The sequence below is a fragment of the Pseudocolwellia agarivorans genome, from assembly GCF_002000085.1.
GTDB lineage: Bacteria > Pseudomonadota > Gammaproteobacteria > Enterobacterales > Alteromonadaceae > Pseudocolwellia > Pseudocolwellia agarivorans.
In genome coordinates this window covers 520,887-542,140 of record NZ_MUZU01000001.1, presented here as the reverse complement: position 1 = coordinate 542,140, position 21,254 = coordinate 520,887, and the positions used below count along the sequence as shown (strand labels likewise).

10 protein-coding genes are annotated in these 21,254 nt (G+C 38.2%); 6 read left to right on the top strand and 4 right to left on the bottom strand.

Features of this window, described 5'->3' with window-relative positions; all coding sequences use genetic code 11:
* The first annotated feature begins 32 nt into the window (after window positions 1-32).
* On the top strand, window positions 33-1,400 hold the full coding sequence (gene safD, locus B0X80_RS02275; protein WP_077338192.1) for a sulfoacetaldehyde dehydrogenase SafD: 1,368 nt from the start codon (window positions 33-35) through the stop codon (window positions 1,398-1,400).
* A 243-nt stretch (window positions 1,401-1,643) separates the two neighbouring features.
* Here safD and B0X80_RS02270 read toward each other — a convergent pair whose 3' ends face one another.
* From B0X80_RS02270 to B0X80_RS02255, 4 genes are all read right to left on the bottom strand, one after another.
* On the bottom strand, window positions 1,644-6,011 hold the full coding sequence (locus B0X80_RS02270) for an alpha-1,6-glucosidase domain-containing protein (protein ID WP_077338191.1): 4,368 nt from the start codon (window positions 6,009-6,011) through the stop codon (window positions 1,644-1,646).
* Window positions 6,012-6,035: 24 nt separating this feature from the next.
* Entirely contained in the window at window positions 6,036-9,062 is a 3,027-nt protein-coding gene (locus B0X80_RS02265) for a TonB-dependent receptor (protein ID WP_077338190.1), read from the bottom strand.
* Between the two features lie 351 nt (window positions 9,063-9,413).
* Window positions 9,414-12,011: a DNA mismatch repair protein MutS gene (mutS, locus tag B0X80_RS02260; RefSeq protein WP_077338189.1), complete on the bottom strand. Its 2,598-nt coding sequence runs from the start codon at window positions 12,009-12,011 to the stop codon at window positions 9,414-9,416.
* A 424-nt stretch (window positions 12,012-12,435) separates the two neighbouring features.
* Window positions 12,436-13,353, bottom strand: coding sequence for a LysR substrate-binding domain-containing protein (locus tag B0X80_RS02255; protein ID WP_077338188.1), 918 nt, complete (start codon window positions 13,351-13,353; stop codon window positions 12,436-12,438).
* A 134-nt stretch (window positions 13,354-13,487) separates the two neighbouring features.
* On the opposite strand from B0X80_RS02255, the gene B0X80_RS02250 reads away from it, so the two are divergent.
* The 5 genes from B0X80_RS02250 to leuD all read left to right on the top strand — a co-directional run bounded on the left by B0X80_RS02250 (window position 13,488) and on the right by leuD (window position 21,242).
* On the top strand, window positions 13,488-14,966 hold the full coding sequence (locus B0X80_RS02250; protein ID WP_077338187.1) for an SLC13 family permease: 1,479 nt from the start codon (window positions 13,488-13,490) through the stop codon (window positions 14,964-14,966).
* A gap of 224 nt (window positions 14,967-15,190) precedes the next feature.
* A complete protein-coding gene (locus tag B0X80_RS02245) occupies window positions 15,191-18,046 on the top strand; it encodes a TonB-dependent receptor plug domain-containing protein (RefSeq protein WP_077338186.1) in 2,856 nt (951 codons plus the stop codon).
* A 101-nt stretch (window positions 18,047-18,147) separates the two neighbouring features.
* Entirely contained in the window at window positions 18,148-19,038 is an 891-nt protein-coding gene (locus B0X80_RS02240) for an alpha/beta fold hydrolase (protein ID WP_077338185.1), read from the top strand.
* Between the two features lie 177 nt (window positions 19,039-19,215).
* On the top strand, window positions 19,216-20,634 hold the full coding sequence (leuC, locus tag B0X80_RS02235) for a 3-isopropylmalate dehydratase large subunit (protein ID WP_077338184.1): 1,419 nt from the start codon (window positions 19,216-19,218) through the stop codon (window positions 20,632-20,634).
* The gene (gene leuD, locus B0X80_RS02230; RefSeq protein WP_077338183.1) at window positions 20,634-21,242 is read left to right on the top strand and encodes a 3-isopropylmalate dehydratase small subunit; all 609 of its coding nucleotides are present in this window, start codon (window positions 20,634-20,636) and stop codon (window positions 21,240-21,242) included. Before leuC ends, leuD begins: the two co-directional genes overlap by 1 nt.
* The last annotated feature ends 12 nt before the right edge of the window (window positions 21,243-21,254 follow it).

Sequence of the window (21,254 nt, the reverse complement as noted above, 5' to 3'; positions counted from 1 at the left end):
TCAATTTTATTTTAACGAGAAAGAGAAAAAATATGACAACTTATTCAGTAACAAATCCGTATACCAATGCGGTAATTTTTGAGTCTAACTATAACGTTTTCGCTGATGTTGAAGAAAAACTGAAACGATTAAAAGCAGGGCAAGCGGCTCAACGTAATATTCCTGCGCACGAAAAATCTGATATTTTACGTAAGCTTGCAGAGCTATTAACTGAAAACAGTGAAAAACTTGCTCAATTAATTACAGCGGAAACAGGTAAAACAATTGCAGACAGTCGTGTTGAAATGACGCGAGCAATTAATACCGCTATTGCAAGTAGTGAAGAAGCAAGACAAATATCAGGAGAAGTACTTGATTCTGATTGTTATGCACCAACGCGTGGAAAATTAGGTATCGCTTGTTGGAAGCCTCTTGGTACTGTTTTTTGTATTACACCATTTAATTTCCCTATTAATATTGCAATGCATAAAATCGCACCTGCATTTGCCGCAGGAAATTGTGTTTTATTTAAGCCAAGCCCTCAAAATACACAATCGAGTTTATTGCTTTGTGAATTATGTTATCAAGCTGGTATTTCTAAGGATGCTTTACAGTTTTGTGTACCGGATGTTGCAGATATGGCTGCTATTATTGGTCACCCGTTAGTTGATGCTATTAACTTTACTGGCGGCACAGCAGCGGCCAATTCTATCGCAGCGGCGGCGGGGTATAAAAAGTTATTGCTTGAGTTGGGGGGTAACGATCCGCTGATTGTTATGCCTGATGGTGATATAAATAAAGCTGTTGCCGCGGCAATTAATCAACGTTTTGCTACTGCTGGCCAACGTTGTACTGCTGCCAAAAGATTATTTATACATAATGATATTTATGATGCATTTAAAGCAAAACTACTTGAAGAAACTAACCGCTTGGTTGTTGGTGACCCAGCTCAAGAAAATACGTTCATCGGGCCAGTTATTAACTCACATGCTGCTAATTCGGTAAAAGCGAGTATTGAACAAGCTGTATCTGTTGGTGCAACGGTGCTTACAGGGAATAAACAAGAAGATAATATTATTTATCCTACCATATTAGAAAATCTTAACGAGAAATGTGAGTTAATGGTTGAAGAGGTTTTTGGCCCTGTAATGCCATTAATTCCATTTGCTGATATTGAAGAGATTATACCTGTTATCAACAATTCTGAGTATGGTTTGCAAGGTGGTATTTTTACTGAAAACTTAGCGCTTATTAAACACCTTTTTGATGTACTAGATATAGGCACGTTAGCGGTAAATGACGGCCCAGGCTTTAGAGCAGAACACTTTCCTTTTGGTGGTGTAAAGGCGAGTGGTGTGGGTCGTGAAGGTATTAAATACGCTATTAGAGAAATGAGTTTTATTAAAACACTCGTTATTTAAGCAATCTCTTACGGCGTAAAAATATAAAAGGCAATGGTATTTTCATGTTCAATGGTGTCTAAATGCATGTTATTTGATAATGATTAAATAGATAACTCTTAACCGAACTTAACTGAATTAATCAAACTTAATCATCTAAACAGATAATCATTGATATTTAATCTCGTAAGCATGAATGGTTTATGAGTGATGTGGTGGATAAAGCGTCCAATTAATGGACGCTTTTATCTTAGCGCTTTATTTTTAAAGTTTTTTCGTCACCGTAATTGTAGGTGTATTCGGGTTAGGTCCTGTAACATTAAATAGGTATGTGCCCGTTTCTGCCACGGTTATATTTATATTGTCGTTACTATTGGCAACTAACTCATAAGTAGAATCAACCATCAAACTTAAATTGTTACTTTGTGCGCCTAAGTTAATGGTAGACCAATCAGCAGATGCTACTTTAAAGTTATAAACAGTGTTAGCCGTAAGGTCTATTTCAACCGAATAGTTACTTGCACTTTGATAAACTAAAGTATCGACTTCACCCCAACCATTCATGTCTCCACGTATAAAGGTTGTTGTATTACCAAACATTTTTGCCGCATATACACTGAGTGTTGGCTCGGCTAAGTTTGAAGCGTCAAACACAAAGGTATAATCGCCATCTTCAGTAAAGGTCATATTGAAATTGTCGTTACTACCTGAAAGTAATAACTGCACTTCACCTTCAAGCACTTCTAAATCATCAGCCGGAGCACCCATATTGACTGTAGACCAGTCAGCAGAGGCTATTTTAAAATTAGGTGTAGAAGCGCTAATGTTTATCGTTGTTTGATATTTACCACCACCAATATAAGTGAATGCATTATCTTCACTCCAACCATTCATATCGCCACGAACAAAGATAGCTGTACCTACAAAAGGCTCTTCATTAGTAATGGTTAATGTGGGAGCTTGAGTATTTGAAGCATCTAGTTCGAAAATATAAGTTCCGTCAACGCCTATAGTTATACTTAGGTTGTCGTTACTTGCTGGTAATAGTTCAAAGGTTTCACCTTCAGTAACCACACCGCCAGTATTTGGAGCACCTAAGTTAACGGTAGACCAATCACTTGACGCAATTTTAAAACCGTAGCTATTAGCTGATAAGGTTATTGCTACTTGGTAAATACCATCACCTTTATAAACTAGGCTATCTGTTTCACCCCAACCATTCATATCACCACGGATCAATGGAATATTATCACCGAAAGGTACTACATCGGGTGCACCAGCCGTTGCGTAAGCTGATAAACCAGCGCCTTGAGTTTCGCCTTGAGTTTTTACAAATACAGCTGTAGTAAATGCTGGTACGGTAAAGCTACCTTCGTTTACTCCACCAGTAAAACTCGAACTAGCCACAGTACTGTCTACTGAATTCGCTAAACGTGGGTGCAAAGTAAAATCGACAGCGGTAGCAACCGTATGGGTTTTCTCCGTGTTAGTACCATTTACAATCACCATAATTGCGTCGTAATTAGCGTCTAGGTCAACAAGTTCACCACCATCGTCAATACTCATTACTATCAAACCTTGAGTTTGATTTTTACCAATATTATGAAAGCCTACACGTTTGATAATATCGTCTGCCGTAGTTAATCTAAACAAAGGGCTCGCTGAACGAATGGCTAAAAATTCATTAAATACTGATGACGCAAACATCATTTCGGTTGCGTAAACCTGTGCCTCTGGTGTGTTGGATAAATACGTTAACGCGGTGTCATCGCGCTCGCCTTTATCAATAGGTAAACCTTTATTCCAGTTATTATCGGTTAAGGTAAAATCAACTAAATTGTACCAATCACCGGCATCATAAGTATTTCGGTCTAATGATTTTGAGCGTAAAAAATCACCGCCCATTTGTAAAAATGGAATACCTTGAGAAAGCATTACAATGGAATGAGAAACGTTTTGTGCTCGAACTCGTTCGTCCATACTCATGTTTGTATCAAGGTTAAACTGCAGCTCGTCCCATAATGTTTCGTTATCATGCTTTGAGATGTAATTGATAATATCAGCAGGATCATGGGCGTACATTTTTTTACCAAAAGCACTACCTTGCGTATCAGCGCCGCCAGACGTTTTTAAAATATAATCAGACAATGTACCTGCCATACCAAACTTAATGATGTCTTGTTGAAAAAGTGCACCTTCTGAGGTTTCATTATTAAATAAAGCAGCGTCTCTTATACCATCTCGTAAACGGTCGTTATAAGTTCCTATTTCAGAACCAGCCATGTTTTCTTGATCGGCACGTTCAAAACCACGACTGTCTTTGTACCAACCTTCACCATAAAAGTGGTTGTCTGGGTCAATCGCTTGTATTGCATCACGTGCTGCTAACATTTGTGCTTTTGAACCTTGACTCATGATATCGAAGCGAAAGCCATCAAATTGATATTGAGTCGTCCATTGTTTTAATGAATCTACCATCAACTTATTCATCATTTTGTGCTCAAGCGCGGTATCACTACAACACGTGCTATTTTGAACTGCGCCTGTCGTTACATCACGACTATGGTAATAACCGGGAACTATTTTATCTAATACTGAGTTGTCCCATAAATCGGCAGAGTTTGTATGGTTGTACACAACATCTAACACTACGCGTAAACCTGTATCGTGTAGGCCTTTAATCATCGCACGCATTTCTTTAATGCGAGTTACACCATCAGCGTTTGAAGCATAAATACCGTCTGGTACGTTAAAGTGTTTAGGATCGTAACCCCAATTGAAGCTGTCGTAGTCTTGGATAATATCCATTAATTTAGCAGCATCGTTAGTAGAGCTGTCGTAGCTTTCTAGTACTGAACGTAATGTTTGGTTATCTATGCCTTTGTAACAAGGTTCAGCAGTAGGTACTTTTTTACATAATGTTAATACAGTGCTGTCTAAGTTAATGATCTTCGCTGGATCTTCGTTGATCGTTGCAATGTCATTTGCGGGTAGCATTTGAAAATGAGTAAGGCCATTATCAGCTAAGGTCTTTAAGTGTTGCATAGGTACTGAATCAAGCTCAGTAAAAGCTAGATACTTACCACGATTTTCAGCACTTGTACTTTGATCGTTAATACTGAAATCACGAATGTGGCCTTCATATATTACAGCGTCTTCATAGTTTTTAATTGTGGCAATGGTGTGTCCTTCCCAACCTTCGGGTTGTAAGTCTTCGTCATTTAAATTAACAAATTGAGAATATTCACCGTTCGTTGAAAGGCTGACTGAATATGGGTCTGTACTTTCAATTAATTCAATCGCTTTATTTTTATGATGATAAATACTTAACTCAAACCTATAAAACTGACGATCTAAACTAGCGTCTCCATGATATGTCCAAATACCTGTAGCAGGATCTTCGGTCATATCATGAGTTGCTGTAAGGTTTTTTGCACTATCATAAACTTTTAAATTGACGTCTTGTGCTGTTGGAGACCAAACAGAAACAGAAACCATCCCGTTTTCGTAAACGACTCCTAATTTTGCTTCGTCAGCGTCGTTATCGCCTCTAGTATATAAGTCGTCTAAAACAAGGTCGGCTTGTATGTAAGTAGCTGCAATTGGAGTGCTCTCATTATCATATCCCACTAACGCTAGCTGATTTTTGGCAATAATTTTAGCTTCGTCAGTTGTTAAATTAACACGATATGCTGGCCATTCTGCAACAAGTGGTGCATTTGATTTTTGCTCATCGGTTAAATCAACAGGGGTTAATTCCAGTACGCTACCATTAACTTGACCATTATTTTGAGGGTCGGCCGAAATGCCTCCTGTTGCTGAATGATGAAGTTTTGCATTAATAATATTCTCAACATTCCATACCAATGTATTGGCATCAATCCAATGTCCGGCAATATTAGATATTTTTAGCGCTTGTTCACCTAACGACTCAATAGGAAACTCAAAGATTGACGCTTCACCTGAAATAGTAAAGTTCATACGTTGATATGTTTCATTGTCTTGTTTTAGTGGCATTTTGAAGTTTCCGCCACCAAACTCTTTTCCTGCGTCATCGGTACCTTTATGTACAATAAAATTACCGCATTCGTTAAAGCCTTCTTTAAGGTTAAATACCCAATAAGCGCCATAAACAGGGTCGATACCAGTATGAGGTAATCCATTATCCCAACTTGCGGCTAACGAATCATCAGCATAAGCATCACACGCGGTGTCGTTCCAGTTATGAACTTTATACTCTGCATAGTTTTCATCAACGCGGTTGTAATACAGTACAGCTTGATTTTCTGCCGGAAAGAAAACAGGAATAGCTGCGTCTGGATTAGCACCTACAATACAGCTTTCATTTAATGCATCAGGTACGGTTGGTGCTGCACATTGTATAGGTTCAGGATCCACACAACTTTCGCCGGTAGCATCTGGCACCATAGGTACATTACAGCTTAATAATACTTGGCCAGGTTGAGTTGTATCGCTGCCGCCACAAGCGTTTAATACTAAGCTACATAAAGCGATAACGATTAATCTAGCAAAGGTATTATTAGTTAATATAACAGAATTAGGTTGTTTCGAATTTTGAACGCTATTTTTAAATAATATATTGTTAGCATTAAGTTTTTTTAATATTTTCATTTTAATTACTCTCTTTAACACTGCTTACAATGAATAGGTGAAACCTAAGAAGAATTGGCGGCCAAAATATTGCAAAGTACCGGTTTGAGCGGTTTCGCCAAAGTAACTTCTGGTCGGTTCGTCGGTTAAGTTATTCACTTGAAAAACCATGCCTAGGTTATCGTTCAATTGATAAGAGGCTTGGTAGTCAACCACGGTTTCTCCGTCGTAATTCACCGTTTGAGCTTCAACAGCAACTTGCTCAGAAACAAATTCATCGCGATAGCGCACACTTAAGCGTGTTTCAAAGCCTTGATATTCCCAAAATAATGTCGTTTGCAGTACATTTTCAGATAAACCCGGTAGTGAAATTGATAAGTCTTGTTGGCCTAGCTGAGAAATTTGTTGAATTTCACTTTCGGTGTGCGAATAGCTGGCGTCAAAACCTAAGCCTGACCACAATTCAGGTAAAAATGAAAAAACTTGGGTATAACCTATTTCAATGCCGCGAATATATCCGCCTTCTTCGTCGTTAAAGGCGGTTTCAAAATCACCGTTTCGTATTTCTAACGGTACACCACTTAATGGATCGCTATAGTTTTCAGGTACAGCAAAGCCATTTCCTGCAAAGTCGAATTCTGTAAAGGTATGAGTAACGATACCCGCTGATTCTATGTCTTTGTAGAAAATAGCCGCTACAAATTTACCATCAGTTTCAGTAAAGTATTTTTCATATGAGAGGTCGTATTGATTGGCATAAAAAGGCTTTAAATGCGGACTGTTTTTCGCTTGACCACCTATTTTTGCATAGCTACCTGCATCAGTATTAACAACGCTAATATTAAAGCTAGAGTTTGATGCTAAGCGTTCAATATTGGGGCGGCTCATTACTTTTGCTGCGGCAAAACGTAATTGATCGCTGTCACTTAACTGAAAGTTTAAGTTTAGCTGTGGCAAGTAGTCTCTATAAGTATTGCTGATGATTGTAGAGAAGTAACGTTGGTTGATCAGACCGACTTCATCCGTAATAAATTGTGCACCTAAATGCTCGTTGGGAAGTAATATTGGGTTGCCTGAAGCATCCTTTATATCTTGTCCGTATTGGTCTTGCAGTGTTCTTAAACCTACATCTTGTAATGAAGTTGATGCTTGTGTGGTTTCTACCATACGTACACCAATATTGCCGGTAACGGGAATTCCAGCAATTTCAGTATTGATATTAGCCATCACATAAATAGACATGACATCTTCAAATACTTGACCACTTTCTTTCATTGTCCAATCTGTATTTTTACCAATTGGTGCACCGTTAATAACACCACTGGCTACATCTCCCCATGTTTGAACAGGGTTTGGTCTTCCTTCGGGAAACCAAGCATCAAGCACTTTGTCTTGATCTAAGGCTAAGTAGCTTGGAAAACTTGAAAAGTCTCCGCTCCAATTTACCACTGTTGCCATATCTTCAGTTATTTTAAGCGGTGTTTCGAGTGAGCTTAGTGAACTGTCGCTGCCGTATTCAAATACTGAACGGTCAACACTGTATTCACGCTCAGAATAACGAGCACCTACTTCAATTGATGCAATATAGTCGTTGTCTAATTCATAAACAAAATCTGCTCGTACAGCGCTTACTTCATCAGAGTTAACATAAGGATAAATGCCATATTTACTGACCATCACTTTGTTTAAGTTAGTAAAATCATCGGCTTGATTTAAGCCTACATCGGGTAAATTTAAACCATTTAATAAGTAGTTAATTGAAACATTACTATCAAGTTTTGGTTTAGCTGCATTAGCATCTTCTGCGACTAATGCCCAAATTAAGCCGTTTTGAAATTCACTTTCTGCCGATGAATAGGACAAATCGATATTCATTTTTAAGCGTTCAGTTATTTGCCAATCGGCATTAATACCAAAGCTTTGTACCTCATCAACATCTGAATTGTCATCATTAACAATTTCAATGCGGGTTGCACTGTTAGAGGTACGGTTGATATTGCCACCAATAAGTGAGTTTCCATTCAGTATGGGATTACTGATAGCAGCTTGATCACCTTCAAATTTCACACGAAAACCACGCGCAAATTCTTCAGAGGTAAATTTAGAATAAAAGCCGTCAGCTTTTAATTTGAAATTATCATGAGGTTGCCATTCAAGTGTTGCCATGAAGCCATCGCGGGTTTCTTCGCCGCCTTTGTGCTGCATTTCAAAACCTTCACTAATATATTCTTTGTTTAGATTAACATCGCCATCTTTAGTCGGGCCGTTGGTGTCATTGTCTAGGTGATCTACATCATTTAATTTACTGTAATTTAAACCTACAAATTGCGCTGTAGCGCTTGGTTGAAATAAACGTGCGTAACCTAAAGCAACACCTAGGGTATCGTCTGCAAACTTACCTTGATATGAAATACTGAAGCGGTGACCAGTAGAAGTTGCATCGGGTACATCTGGCGCTAAATCGTTATACATGCCACGGGCATTAACACTAAAAGAATGCTCTTGCTCGTTAGCTAAAGGGCTTGCCGTGCTTAACTCAACAGTACCGGCAACGCCACCTTCAATAAGCGACACTTTAGGTGACTTGTAAACGGCGGCTTGAGAAATTAATTCAGATGGATATTGATCAAATTCAACACTACGTTTACCGCCAGTAGATACTTGTTCGCGACCATTTAAGGTAGTTGATACAAATCCGCCCGACATACCGCGAATATTAATTTCTGCAGCTTGGCCGCCTGTTCTTACCGCTGAAATTCCAGGTAAACGGGTTAGTGCGTCAGCCATCGACACATCAGGCAAACTACCTAAATCATCCGCGCTGAGTTGCTCACTTACAGTATCGGCAAAACGTTTTTGGTTAATTGATTGAATAAGAGAACGACGAAACCCTGTAACTTCAATGACTTCTGTTTGTTCTGCTTCGTTTACTTTAATTTTTTTTGTTTCAACTTCTTTAGTTAATTGCTCTTGGTTTTGATTGCTTTCTTGAGCGTATAGCGCCCCTGAATAGGCAAGTAAACCAGAAGATATCATCGCTAAGGTAAGCTTATTTGGTTTAAATGTAGACATATTTACTCCCCTGACATTATCCCTAATATTTTATATTTGTTTGGCGTCCTGCCGATTTTATTTGACTTCATTTAATATAAAATTTGCATTACACAATAGATATGGACTGCATACGTATTCAGCATTGATTGTTTTTCATTAAAATGTGAGTAGGGCGAAGATATGTGTAAAGTTAGACGTTTTTATTTAAAATTAATTTAAATCAGTAGGTTATTTTATTTTTTGTTGCAGAGAAAGTTACAAGGAAGTGTAAATACTATTAAGATTTAAAATAAGTCAGTTGATGAATACGTATGTAATGCAACATAAAAATTAAGGTGCGAATGAGCATTCACACCTTAACTTTTTCAGCTAAATTTTAGCTTTCAAGGTAAATAATAAATCAAGAGCTTGTTTGGGCGATAAATCATTTAAATCTGTATCTTTCAACGTATTTACTACAGGATGATCTTCATCAATTAACGACAACTGTTCAAAGCCAGTGTTATCACTCTGCGGGGCAGGTGACACCTGATATGAGCTAGGTTTAGGCGATATAATTTGCTTATTTTCTAGCTCAGTTAAACGCTGCTTAGCACGGCTAATAACTGAATTTGGAACACCCGCAAGTTTAGCTACTTGAATACCAAAACTTTTACTTGCTGCGCCTTGCTGAACCTTATGCATAAAAGCAATATTGTCGTCATGTTCAATAGCGTCTAAATGCACGTTATCTAATAATTCAAACTCATCCGACAATAAAGTCAGCTCAAAATAATGAGTCGCAAATAAAGTATACGCTTTTATTTGGCTAGCGAGCATTTCTGCACATGCCCAAGCTAGCGAGAGCCCGTCGTAAGTGCTGGTGCCTCGGCCTATCTCGTCTAATAACACTAAACTTTTATCGGTAGCATTATGTAAAATATTCGCCGTTTCTGTCATTTCAACCATAAAGGTTGAGCGACCGCTAGCTAAGTCGTCAGATGCACCTATGCGCGTAAATATTCTATCTACCATACCTATTTCAGCCGAACTTGCTGGTACATAACAGCCAATATGCGCTAACAATACAATTAAAGCGGTTTGACGCATATAGGTAGATTTACCGCCCATGTTTGGCCCTGTAATGATCAACATTTTATGTTTTTCTGATAAATGTACAGGGTTAGCAATAAACGCATCGTTTGTCATTTGTTCAACAACAGGGTGGCGTCCATCGTCAATTAAAATACCCGACTGCTCAGTTAATGTAGGTTTTACATAATTTAAGGTTTGGGCTCTTTCTGCAAAAGTATTTAATACATCAAGTTCTGAAATAGCATCAGATAGCTCTTGTAGAGCAACTAATTCAGGTAATACTAAATCGAATAATTCATCGTATAGTCTTTTTTCTAACGCTAAAAACTTACTTTGTGCACCTAATACTTTTTCTTCGTGCTGTTTTAATTCGTTAGTAATAAAGCGTTCGTTATTTTTTAAGGTTTGGCGTCTAATATAATCATCAGGAACATCGCCCGATGCACTTCGGCTTATTTCAATGTAAAAACCATGAACCTTGTTATAACCCACTTTTAACGATTGAATACCCGTGCGTTCTTTTTCGCGTTGCTCTAGTTGCGCTAAAAACTCTGTTGCGCCGTCACTTAAATCTCTTAGTACATCTAATTCTTGGTTGTAACCGGGGGCGATAACGCCGCCATCACGAATTAATACAGGAGGGTTTTCAACAACAGCATTTTCTAATAACGTTTGAATGCTAGGTAATGGCATGCTTTTTAGTGCTAAATCGTGCATGTAGCCAGATGTTTTAATACTTAAAATATCTTGAAGTTCAGGCAAGCGTTGTAATGAATCACGTAAACGAGCAAAATCTCTAGGGCGAGCCGAACGTAAAGCAATACGCGACACTATGCGTTCAATATCACCAAACGACTTTAATGTAGCAAATAAATCAACATACAAATCATGCGTTAAAATATCTTCAATCACTTGGTGTCGATTATTTAATACCGACAAGTTTCTTAACGGAAAATGAATCCAACGTTTCAATAATCGTGAACCCATAGGGGTTGCGCTGTTATCTAAAATGTCGGCTAACGTACAGTCGGTGCCGCCTTTTAAGTTAAAAGTTAACTCTAAGTTTCTTCTGGTTGCGGCATCTAAAATAACGCCAGTAGCGGCTGATTCAAAAATAACCGATCTTATATGAGGAAGTTCAGAACGCTGACATTCTTTAACATATTGAAATAAACATCCTGCTGCAGCTAAACCAAACGTTTTATCTTCAACACCAAAGCCCGTAAGTTCTTTGGTATTAAACTGTTTATTTAATAGTGACTTAGCTGTTGCGAGATCAAACTCCCACTCTGAACGCCTACGTAAGCCTTTATGATTAGAAATTAATGAAAAGTCAGAAAAGTTTTCAGGATAAAGCAGTTCAGCAGGGTTAAGCCTTTGTAATTCAGCTTGTAATTGTTCTTTAGTGTTGGGCTCGGTAATAACAAAACGGCCGCTGGTAATGTCTAAATAAGCTAAACCAAAATAGTGCTTATTTTTTTGTATGGTTTCGCTAATAGCAACAATTAAGTTGTCTTGTTTATCGGTTAATAAAGCTTCATCACTAACGGTCCCTGGTGTTACTACACGTACAACTTTACGTTCAACGGGCCCTTTGCTTGTAGCGGGGTCACCAATTTGCTCGCAAAGTGCAACCGACTCGCCTAATTGTACGAGTTTAGCTAAATAGTTTTCTACCGCATGATAAGGAACCCCTGCCATAGGTATAGCATTACCACCTGTTTTACCGCGTGCGGTTAAAGATATATCTAAAAGATCAGAGGCTTTTTTAGCATCATCAAAAAATAATTCGTAAAAATCCCCCATACGATAAAAAATGAGAATATTCGGGAATTCTGCTTTTATCGTAAGATATTGGCGCATCATAGGTGTGTGTTGTGATAAATCTGTCATATTTTTATTGTGGAGTTCTTAAATTTAATTGCTGGTTTATTATTATCTAGTTTGAGTGTTTATATACTTTATAAAGCTAACATTTGTCGGTTTACTTTAAATACTCAAATAAGGTGAAAGCTTAGATTACACTAGTAATAACTTGTTGTTGCTTATAATACTTTGGATAGAATCATAGGGCTAGTGATGAATTTTAAAACTCAAGGTTTGGGAGGTAAGTTTGTTTTGTTAATTGCACCATATATTATATGTAAGTAACGCGATAAATTATTAGGCTTTATTTTTTATCATGAGGAGGGGAGTAACCTAGCAACTATGATTGATCTTTAATTTTACTAGGTGTTTTTGATTTTTCAGGAAAGGAAATTAAAGAGAGAGGTAAGCTAATATAAGATTATTATCATTAGTTTTATCGAGAAGCGTTTTATACTTCTTTTATATAATTGTCTAAAAACTTCACACACTCTCTTAGTTTAGCTGAATGTGAAAGTCTGGTTGGGTATACCGCCCATATATTGGCCTTTTGAGTGTAATTAGGTAGTATTTGCACCATTTTACCATCAGCCAATAAATGTTTTACATCCCATAAAGAACGCATAACAATACCGCGACCTTCTAATGCCCATTGCAGAACTATTTCGCCATGATTACTGGATAAGTGGCCGCTAATAGGCAATGAAATGTTTTTTCCATCACCATTGAAATGCCATATACCAAAAGGAGAGTTGCGTTCTTTAAGGACAAGACAGTCGTGGTTGCTTAAATCGTCAATTTTTTTCGGAGTTCCACATCTTGATAAATATTCTGGAGATGCACACAGTATACGATTGTTTTCTTTAAGCATTTTACATATATGCTGCTGAGGGAGATCTTCACCAACTCTAATTTCTAGATCGAAACCTTCTTGAATAATATCAACCGCTCGGTCAAATACTTCTAGTCGTACTTCTAGTTCAGGAAATTGCTCTGAAAGTTTAGCAATAGCAGGGGCTACAAATTTTCGGCCAAAACCAAAAGTGGTACAAATATGAAGAAGTCCACGAGGGATATGTTGCGCTTCAGTAAGATCATCAACCATGTCATCTATATCGGCGAGTATTCTAATTGCCCAACGTTGTGTGCGTTCACCGTCATCGGTAAGTACAATTTTTCGTGTGCTTCTATGAAAAAGTCGTGTGTTAAGGTTTGTTTCTAAAATACCAATTCGCTTACTAATATAAGCTGGAGATTGGCCAAGTTCTTCGGCAGCCGCCGCAAAACTTAACTTACGTATTACTGCAAGAAATACGTTTAAATCTTTAGGGTGAGGTAATCCCCTACAAATCGTGTTCTCATCTTTCATATTTAGACAGTTTATTTAGGTTTTCGTAAAGCATACCATAGCTATTTGTAAAATATAGCCTATAGATATTAGTAATAAAAACATGAATTATATAATTATAATAATGAAGTATTTAGTTGTTTTGGAGCATATCGATGGAAAATGAACCTGTAGAAAAAAATAAAATAGAGCCTAGAGCAATCAGTCGTTTTCGCTTAATCGCATTATTTTTAGGGCCTAGTATCGCTTTACTTTTTATGTTTTTACCTGCACCACTTGGTATGACAAAAGAAGCTTGGATTTTAGTCGCCTTAATTGGTTGGATGGTTACGTGGTGGCTGTCTGAAGCTATACCTATTCCGGCAACAGCACTACTGCCTATTCCGTTTATGCCTATATTAGGGATAGGTGATATGAAGGTTGTGGCGAGTCAATACGCTAACCCGATTATATTCTTATTTCTTGGTGGCTTTATAATGGCGGCAGCTATGCAAAAATGGGGGTTGCATAAGAGAATCGCATTAAGGATCGTTTCTGTTGTGGGCACAAATCCGTCAAGAGTTATTGGTGGGTTTATGCTAGCTACAGCATTTTTATCTATGTGGATATCTAATACCTCAGCCACAATTATGATGTACGCAGTGGCACTGTCAGTGATCGACTTTGTTGCTCGTAAAACTAACGACGAAAAAATATTACGACGTTTTGGCGTTGCTCTCATGTTAGGTATAGCATACAGCGGTACTATTGGCGGTGTAGGTACATTAATAGGAACACCTCCCAATGCGTTATTGGCGAGCTTTTTATCTACAAGCTATGGCATTCAAATAGATTTTTTTACGTGGATGAAGTTCGGTGTTCCTATTGTTTTATTAATGCTGCCGCTTGCTTGGTTATTACTGACTAAGTTTATTTTTCCTGCTGATAAAATTCAAATTGGTAATATTCAAAGTTTAATTGAAAACGAACTTAAAGAATTAGGGCCAATGAGCTATACCGAAAAAGTGGTTGCTGGCGTTTTTATAAGTGCAGCGCTGGGATGGATTTTTCGTAAACCTTTAGTTGATTTAACGGGGTTGCCTATTAACGACACGAGTATTGCATTAGTTGCCGCACTTGTATTATTTGCTTGGCCAGTATCAAAAAAGAGCGGTAAATTTATTCTTGATTGGGAGGTCGCTAAAGAACTTCCATGGGGAATACTATTATTGTTTGGGGGAGGGTTGGCCTTATCCTTTGGATTTAATAATACCGGTTTAGCTCCTTGGATTGGTCAATTAGTTTCAGGCTTTAATGTAAGTACTTGGTTATTAGTTTTAACGGTTGTTGTTTCTATTGTTTATTTAACTGAAATAACCTCTAACACGGCTTCTACTGCTACGTTTCTTCCCATCTTAGGTGCGGTGGCTGTTGGATTAGATCTAGATCCTCGTACACTGGCTGTGCCCGCTGCGGTTGCTGCTTCTATGGCCTTTATGATGCCGGTAGCTACGCCTCCTAATGCCATTGTGTTTACCTATGAAAAAATGCGTCTATTCGACATGATCAAAGCCGGTTTTTTTCTTAATATTATTGCAATTATTGTTACCTGTTCAGTGATGTATCTTCTGGCTGGTGTTGTTTTCGGCATTTGACCATTGTATTGACTTATTTTTATTTTTTATTGAACACAAAATGTAATTTATAGCTCTACATTTAAGCTATTTATCCCTAATTCGTAAACTTGTAGTGTAGTTCATGGTCTCTAAATTTTTTGTATAGCGATGTTTATCTACTGAAAAAAACAGAAAGATTTTTGCGTGATAAACATCATTACGAGTACAAAAATTAAATTAAAAAATAATAAGAGGAAGTCAATATGTCTTGCAAGCCAGCTAACATCAGGAAATCACGTTTTAAACTTAATGCGTGTACTATTTTACTTTTATCGTTAGGTGCATCTGCACAATCTACTTACGCATATGCTCAAGAAGAGTCTGCTGAAAAACAAGAAGCAGCAGTTGAACGAATTGCGGTTACAGGGAGTAGAATTCAGCGTGCTGGATTTGAAACTGCCACACCAGTAAACGTGGTAGGAAAAGAGGCCATTGATGAGTCTGGTTTTTCTAATGTTTACGATATTCTTAAATCTGTACCTGCTATTGGTGTTGGTTTAGGTAGTGCTAATGGTAGCCCACAAGCACTTTCAAATCCTGAAGCCGGTGCTTCATTTATTAACCTACGCGGTTTAGGTACTGATAGAAGTTTAGTATTAATCGATGGTCGACGTCGAGTTTCAGGTAGTAGTGCTTCATCTGCCGTTGATTTGTCAATGATCCCTGCTGGACTTATCGAACGTGTTGAAGTTATTACTGGTGGTGCTTCTGCCGTATATGGTGCTGACGCGGTAAGTGGTGTTGTTAATATGATCATGAAAGATGATATTGATGGTATTGAAGTTTCGGTAAGTACAGGCATGTCTACTGAAGGAAGTGGTGGAGAGCGATTTTCTCTTGATTTAGCCGGTGGTTCTGAATTTGCTAATGGCCGAGGTAATATGGTTTTTGGTCTTAGCTTTGGTAAAGAGCAAGAGTTAAGATCTTCTCAACGTGACTTTACCACTCAATTAAACTTAAGACCAAACCCTGATAATACAGGTCCTAACGATGGTATCCCTGATAATATTCATGTAGATAACCTTGCTCTTTTTGGTTTTTCACCTAAAGGCGCCTTTAATATTGGCGGTAGCTGGTATACCGATGACAATGGTGTTCGATTACTTGATCGTGGTGAGCAATTTGATGGTATCAGAGGTACGGGCGAAGGCTTTAGAGGTGTTGATTTTTCACGCTTAAGACAAGAACAAGAAACGCTAGCGACTCGCTTTAGCCTTGATTATGAAATATCTGATGATATTAATTTCTTCCTTGATGCTGATTACGGCCAAACAACAACCGTAGGTTCTGGGCAGCCAGACAATACAACACAAGGCGGCGCTTTTGTAATAAATAAACTGCAACGTGATAATCCTTTATTACCTGATGATTTAACGGCTCTTATGGATGCCAATGGCTTAACTACATTAAGCTATAATCGTGCATATGAAAACTGGGGGGTGAGAACACCCACATTTGATCGTACTAGTTACTCTATTGTTGCAGGTTTTAATGGCTTCTTTAAAAATGATTGGAGCTGGGATGTTTATTATCAAGATTCTCGTTATGAAAATAATTCTAAATGGGCTAACTATACGTTAACAGAGCATGTTGCTAACGCAATAGATGTAATTGAAGATCCTATTACAGGTGAAGCCGTTTGTCGTAGTGGAGATGCGGACTGTGTGCCTATTTATGCTCTTTCACAAGATCCACTTTCTGCAGAGCAGTCTGCCTATATACATCATACAGCATTACGCTTTCATAGAAACGAGCAACAAGTATTCTCAGCAAGCTTGACGGGGGATGTGTTTGAGCTTCCTTCGGGTGATGTACAGTTTGCTGCTGGTGTAGAGCATAGAGAAGAGTCTATTGCTGCATTAGACGATGGTTTAGCAAGACAAGGAGATTTGCACTTATTTAGAGGGCAAGAGCCTCAAGGTGCTGAATTAACAGTTGACGAAGCTTATTTAGAAGTTGTGATCCCTGTTCTTTCGGATATGCCAGCTTTTGAACAATTTGATATTGAAGCTGCTGTTCGTTATTCAGATTACGATACTATCGGTGGAACTACCGCAACTAAATTAGGTTTTAACTGGGCTATATCTGATGATGTTCGTATTAGAGCGTCAAAGGCAACTAGTGTACGTGCGCCAAATCTATCAGAATTATTTAGTCCTGGTGTGACTACAGGGGCATTTTTAATTGACCCTTGTGACATATCACAAATTAGCTTAGGTACTTCTACTCGACCTGCTAACTGTGCAGCTATAGGTATTCCTGCTGGTTGGGCTGATCCTAATGCGGCACCAGCGAAAGAAGTTGTTACAGGTGGTAATTCTAGCTTAAGCGAAGAAAAATCAGACTCTTTAACTATTGGTGCTGTTATTACACCTAGCGTTATTGAAGGGCTATCGTTTTCAATTGATTACTGGGATATTGAAATCACAGATGCGATAGGATCTTTTGGTGTAAATGACATTATTAAAAAATGTGTTGATTCACCAACAACGAATAATGATTTCTGTCCACTAGTTGCTCGTGACAGCCAACTATCCATTGCTCGTATTGATGTGACTAAAATTAACGTAGGTAGTCTTAACGCTAGAGGTGTTGACTTTGAAGGTTATTATAGTACTGATGTGAGTGACGGTAACCTTGCTGTTTCTTTAAATGGTTCATATTTATTGGAGCATGAACAATTAGTTGATGCAAACGACCCTACCAGTTTATTTATTACTAAAAATAATCCTGATAACCCTAAATTCCGTTCAAATTTAAACTTTACCTATAAAGAAGGTCCATTATCGGTTGGTTTTAATACGCGTTATATTGGATCGGCAATACTTGATCCTAATGCATTAACGGCTGAATCTATTGATACTAATGATGTTCCTAGTCGAATGTATAACGATTTAGTTATCGGTTACGAATTTGAGAGCGAACTTAGATTAACAGCAACCATTACTAACATTGGTGATGTAGAGCCGCCTCGTCGAGAGCTTATTTTTGAAGGTGCTCGTGGTAATTACGATAATGTTGGACGTTTTGTTTCGCTAAGAGCGTCTTATAACTTCTAGTTATGTATTCAAAACTAGTGGGATAACCTCCCAATTTAGCAAGGGATTATTATTAAAATAATTCCTTGCTAATTCAAATAGTAAAATGGAAAAAAGTATTTATGTTTACTTCCTATAAAACAAAAAAAATCCTTGTAAATGGAATACATATTAATTGTCGCATTGGCGGTAATGGTCCTGCATTATTGCTATTGCATGGTCATCCTCAAACGCATGTTATTTGGCATAAAGTAGCCGATACGTTAGCTCAGCACTTTACTGTTGTTGCCGCAGATTTAAGAGGTTATGGCGATAGCGACAAACCTGAAGCTAGTGATACATCTATTGCTTATTCAAAGCGTGAAATGGCTAAAGATCAGGTTGAATTAATGAAAGCATTGGGTTTTTCTCAGTTTTCAGTACTTGCTCATGATCGTGGCGCACGTGTCGCGCATAGAATGGCTATGGACTCGCCTGAATGCATTAACAGCATGATACTACTTGATATTGCCCCCACACTCGCTATGTACGAGCAAACTAATCAAGATTTTGCTCGAGCTTATTGGCATTGGTTCTTTTTAATTCGTCCTGCGCCTTTTCCTGAATCACTAATTGTAGCGGATCCTGAAAATTATTTACGTAATGTTATGGGCGCTAGAAGTGCTGGTATGGCTCCATTTACAGATGAAGCTTTTGCTGAATATTTACGTTGTTTGAAACTTCCTGGTGCTGCAACGGGTTTTTGTGAAGATTATCGAGCTAGCGCGGGTATAGATTTAGTACATGACCAAAATGATATTGATGCAGGTAAAAAAGTATTGTGTCCTCTATTAGTTTTATGGGGGCAAGACGGTGTTGTTGGACGTTGCTTTGAACCGCTTAACGAATGGAAAAAAGTGGCTGAAAATGTACAAGGTGGTGCACTAGCATCGGGTCATTATATTCCTGAAGAAGCGCCAGAGTTACTTTTAAAACATACTCTTGAATTTATAAAAACAAGTCAATTCAACTAACTGAATTGATTATATTGTTCAGTTAAATTTTTAACCAATTATTAAAGCTTGAAAGCTCGTTTTTATTGAATTTATAAAGTGGTAAACCTAGTTAATTTCCCTTAGCTGCAATTAAATTTATGTTTAATTTGCAGCACTTTTTTTAATTTAATTCTAGCTTTTGAAGCGGAGAAGTTTATGCATAAGCCAAGAACTCTTTATGAAAAACTGATTAACTCGCATACCGTATGTGAGTTAGATAATAAGGGTCATGTTCTTTTATATATAGACCGTCAAGTATTAAACGAATATACCAGCCCACAAGCTTTTAGTGGTTTGCGTGATGCTAACCGAAAATTGTGGCGACCTAATACATCGCTTGCTGTTGTAGATCACGTTAACTCAACGGAGCCGCAACGAGTATCCGTAGGTCCCGAAGAAGGTGGTGCTTTACAAGTTAACTATTTTGCTAAAAATTGTGAAGATTTTGGTATCGAATTATTTGATATTCTTGATAGTCGACAAGGTATTGAACACGTGGTTGCGCCCGAACAAGGCTTCATTTTACCGGGTATGTCTGTTGCAGCAGGTGACAGCCATACCACCACTTACGGCGCATTAGGCGCATTTGGTTTTGGTATTGGTACCTCTGAAATAGAGCACTTATTAGCAACACAAACACTTATCTATAAAAAATTAAAAACCATGCGAGTTACTGTTAATGGCGCCTTAGGTTTAAGTATTACCTCAAAAGATGTTGTGATGGAGTTAATTCGCAAGATTGGTGCGGCAGGTGCTACCGGCTATGCCATTGAATTTTGTGGTTCAACAATTGAAGCTATGAGTGTTGAAGCACGCATGACTATTTGTAATATGGCTGTTGAAGCGGGTGCTCGAGGCGCATATATGGCACCAGATGACGTTGTTTATAACTACTTAAAAGATAAACCTAGAGCGCCAAAAGGCGAGCTTTGGGAACAAGCCTTAAATAAATGGCAAGCGCTTTATACAGATAAAGATGCGGTGTTTGATAAAGAAGTCACTATTGATGCAGCAAGTATTGAGCCTATGATCACGTGGGGCACAAGCCCAGATCAAGCATCTGTTATTAGTGGTGTAGTGCCAAATCCTAGAGACGATATTGATCTTGCTAAGCGTAAAAGTACGACGCGTGCACTTCAGTACATGGGGTTACAAGCAGGCATTCCAATAAAAGGTATATCCATTACACATGCTTTTATTGGATCGTGTACTAATGCCCGTATCGAAGATTTACGTCAAGTGGCTGAAGTGGTTAAGGGGAAAAAAATAGCGCAAGGTGTTAGAGGTATGATCGTTCCAGGGTCTTCTGAAGTACGTGCTCAAGCGCAGGTAGAAGGTTTAGCCGATATTTTTATTGATGCTGGTTTTGAATGGCGACAATCAGGGTGTTCAATGTGTTTAGCTATGAACGATGATGTACTTAGCCCCGGTGATCGTTGTGCGTCAAGTACCAATCGTAATTTTGAAGGCCGTCAAGGAGCAGGTGTTCGTACTCATTTAATGAGCCCTGCAATGGTAGCCGCAGCAGCTATTAAAGGTCATTTGTGTGATGTACGTGATTTGGGGATAAATTAATGGATGCTTTTAACATTGAAGCAGGAAAAATAGCTCCCTTTATGGCAGCTAATATAGATACTGACGTGATCATGCCGAAGCAATTTTTAAAAGGTATTGATCGTAAAGGTCTTGATAAAGGTTTGTTTTTTGATCAACGTTTTCTTCTGTCAGGCGAACCTAATCCAGAATTTGTACTAAATAAGCCTCAATGGCAAGGTGCAAAGTTTTTGGCTGTTGGTCCTAACTTTGGTTGTGGTTCAAGTCGAGAACATGCGGTTTGGGGTCTTAAACAATTAGGTATTCGTGCCTTAATTGGTACGACGTTTGCGGGTATTTTTTATGATAACTGTCAACGTAATGGCTTGTTAGTTATAGAGTTAGATGAAAAATCAATGTCTGAACTGGGTGACAAAGTTGCTTCAGGTGAGATAAACGACATTGAGATTGATTTACCTAATCAAAACATTAAATTACCCCAAAATGCCAAGATAAACTTTGAATTAGACCCCATGCGAAAAGAAGCATTAATGCAAGGTTTAGACGCTATCGGCAGTACTTTACAACGTGCAGAAGCAATTAAGTCGTTTGAGAAAAAGCACTTACTTGATAATCCTTGGTTGGCCTAGTATTGATGTGAT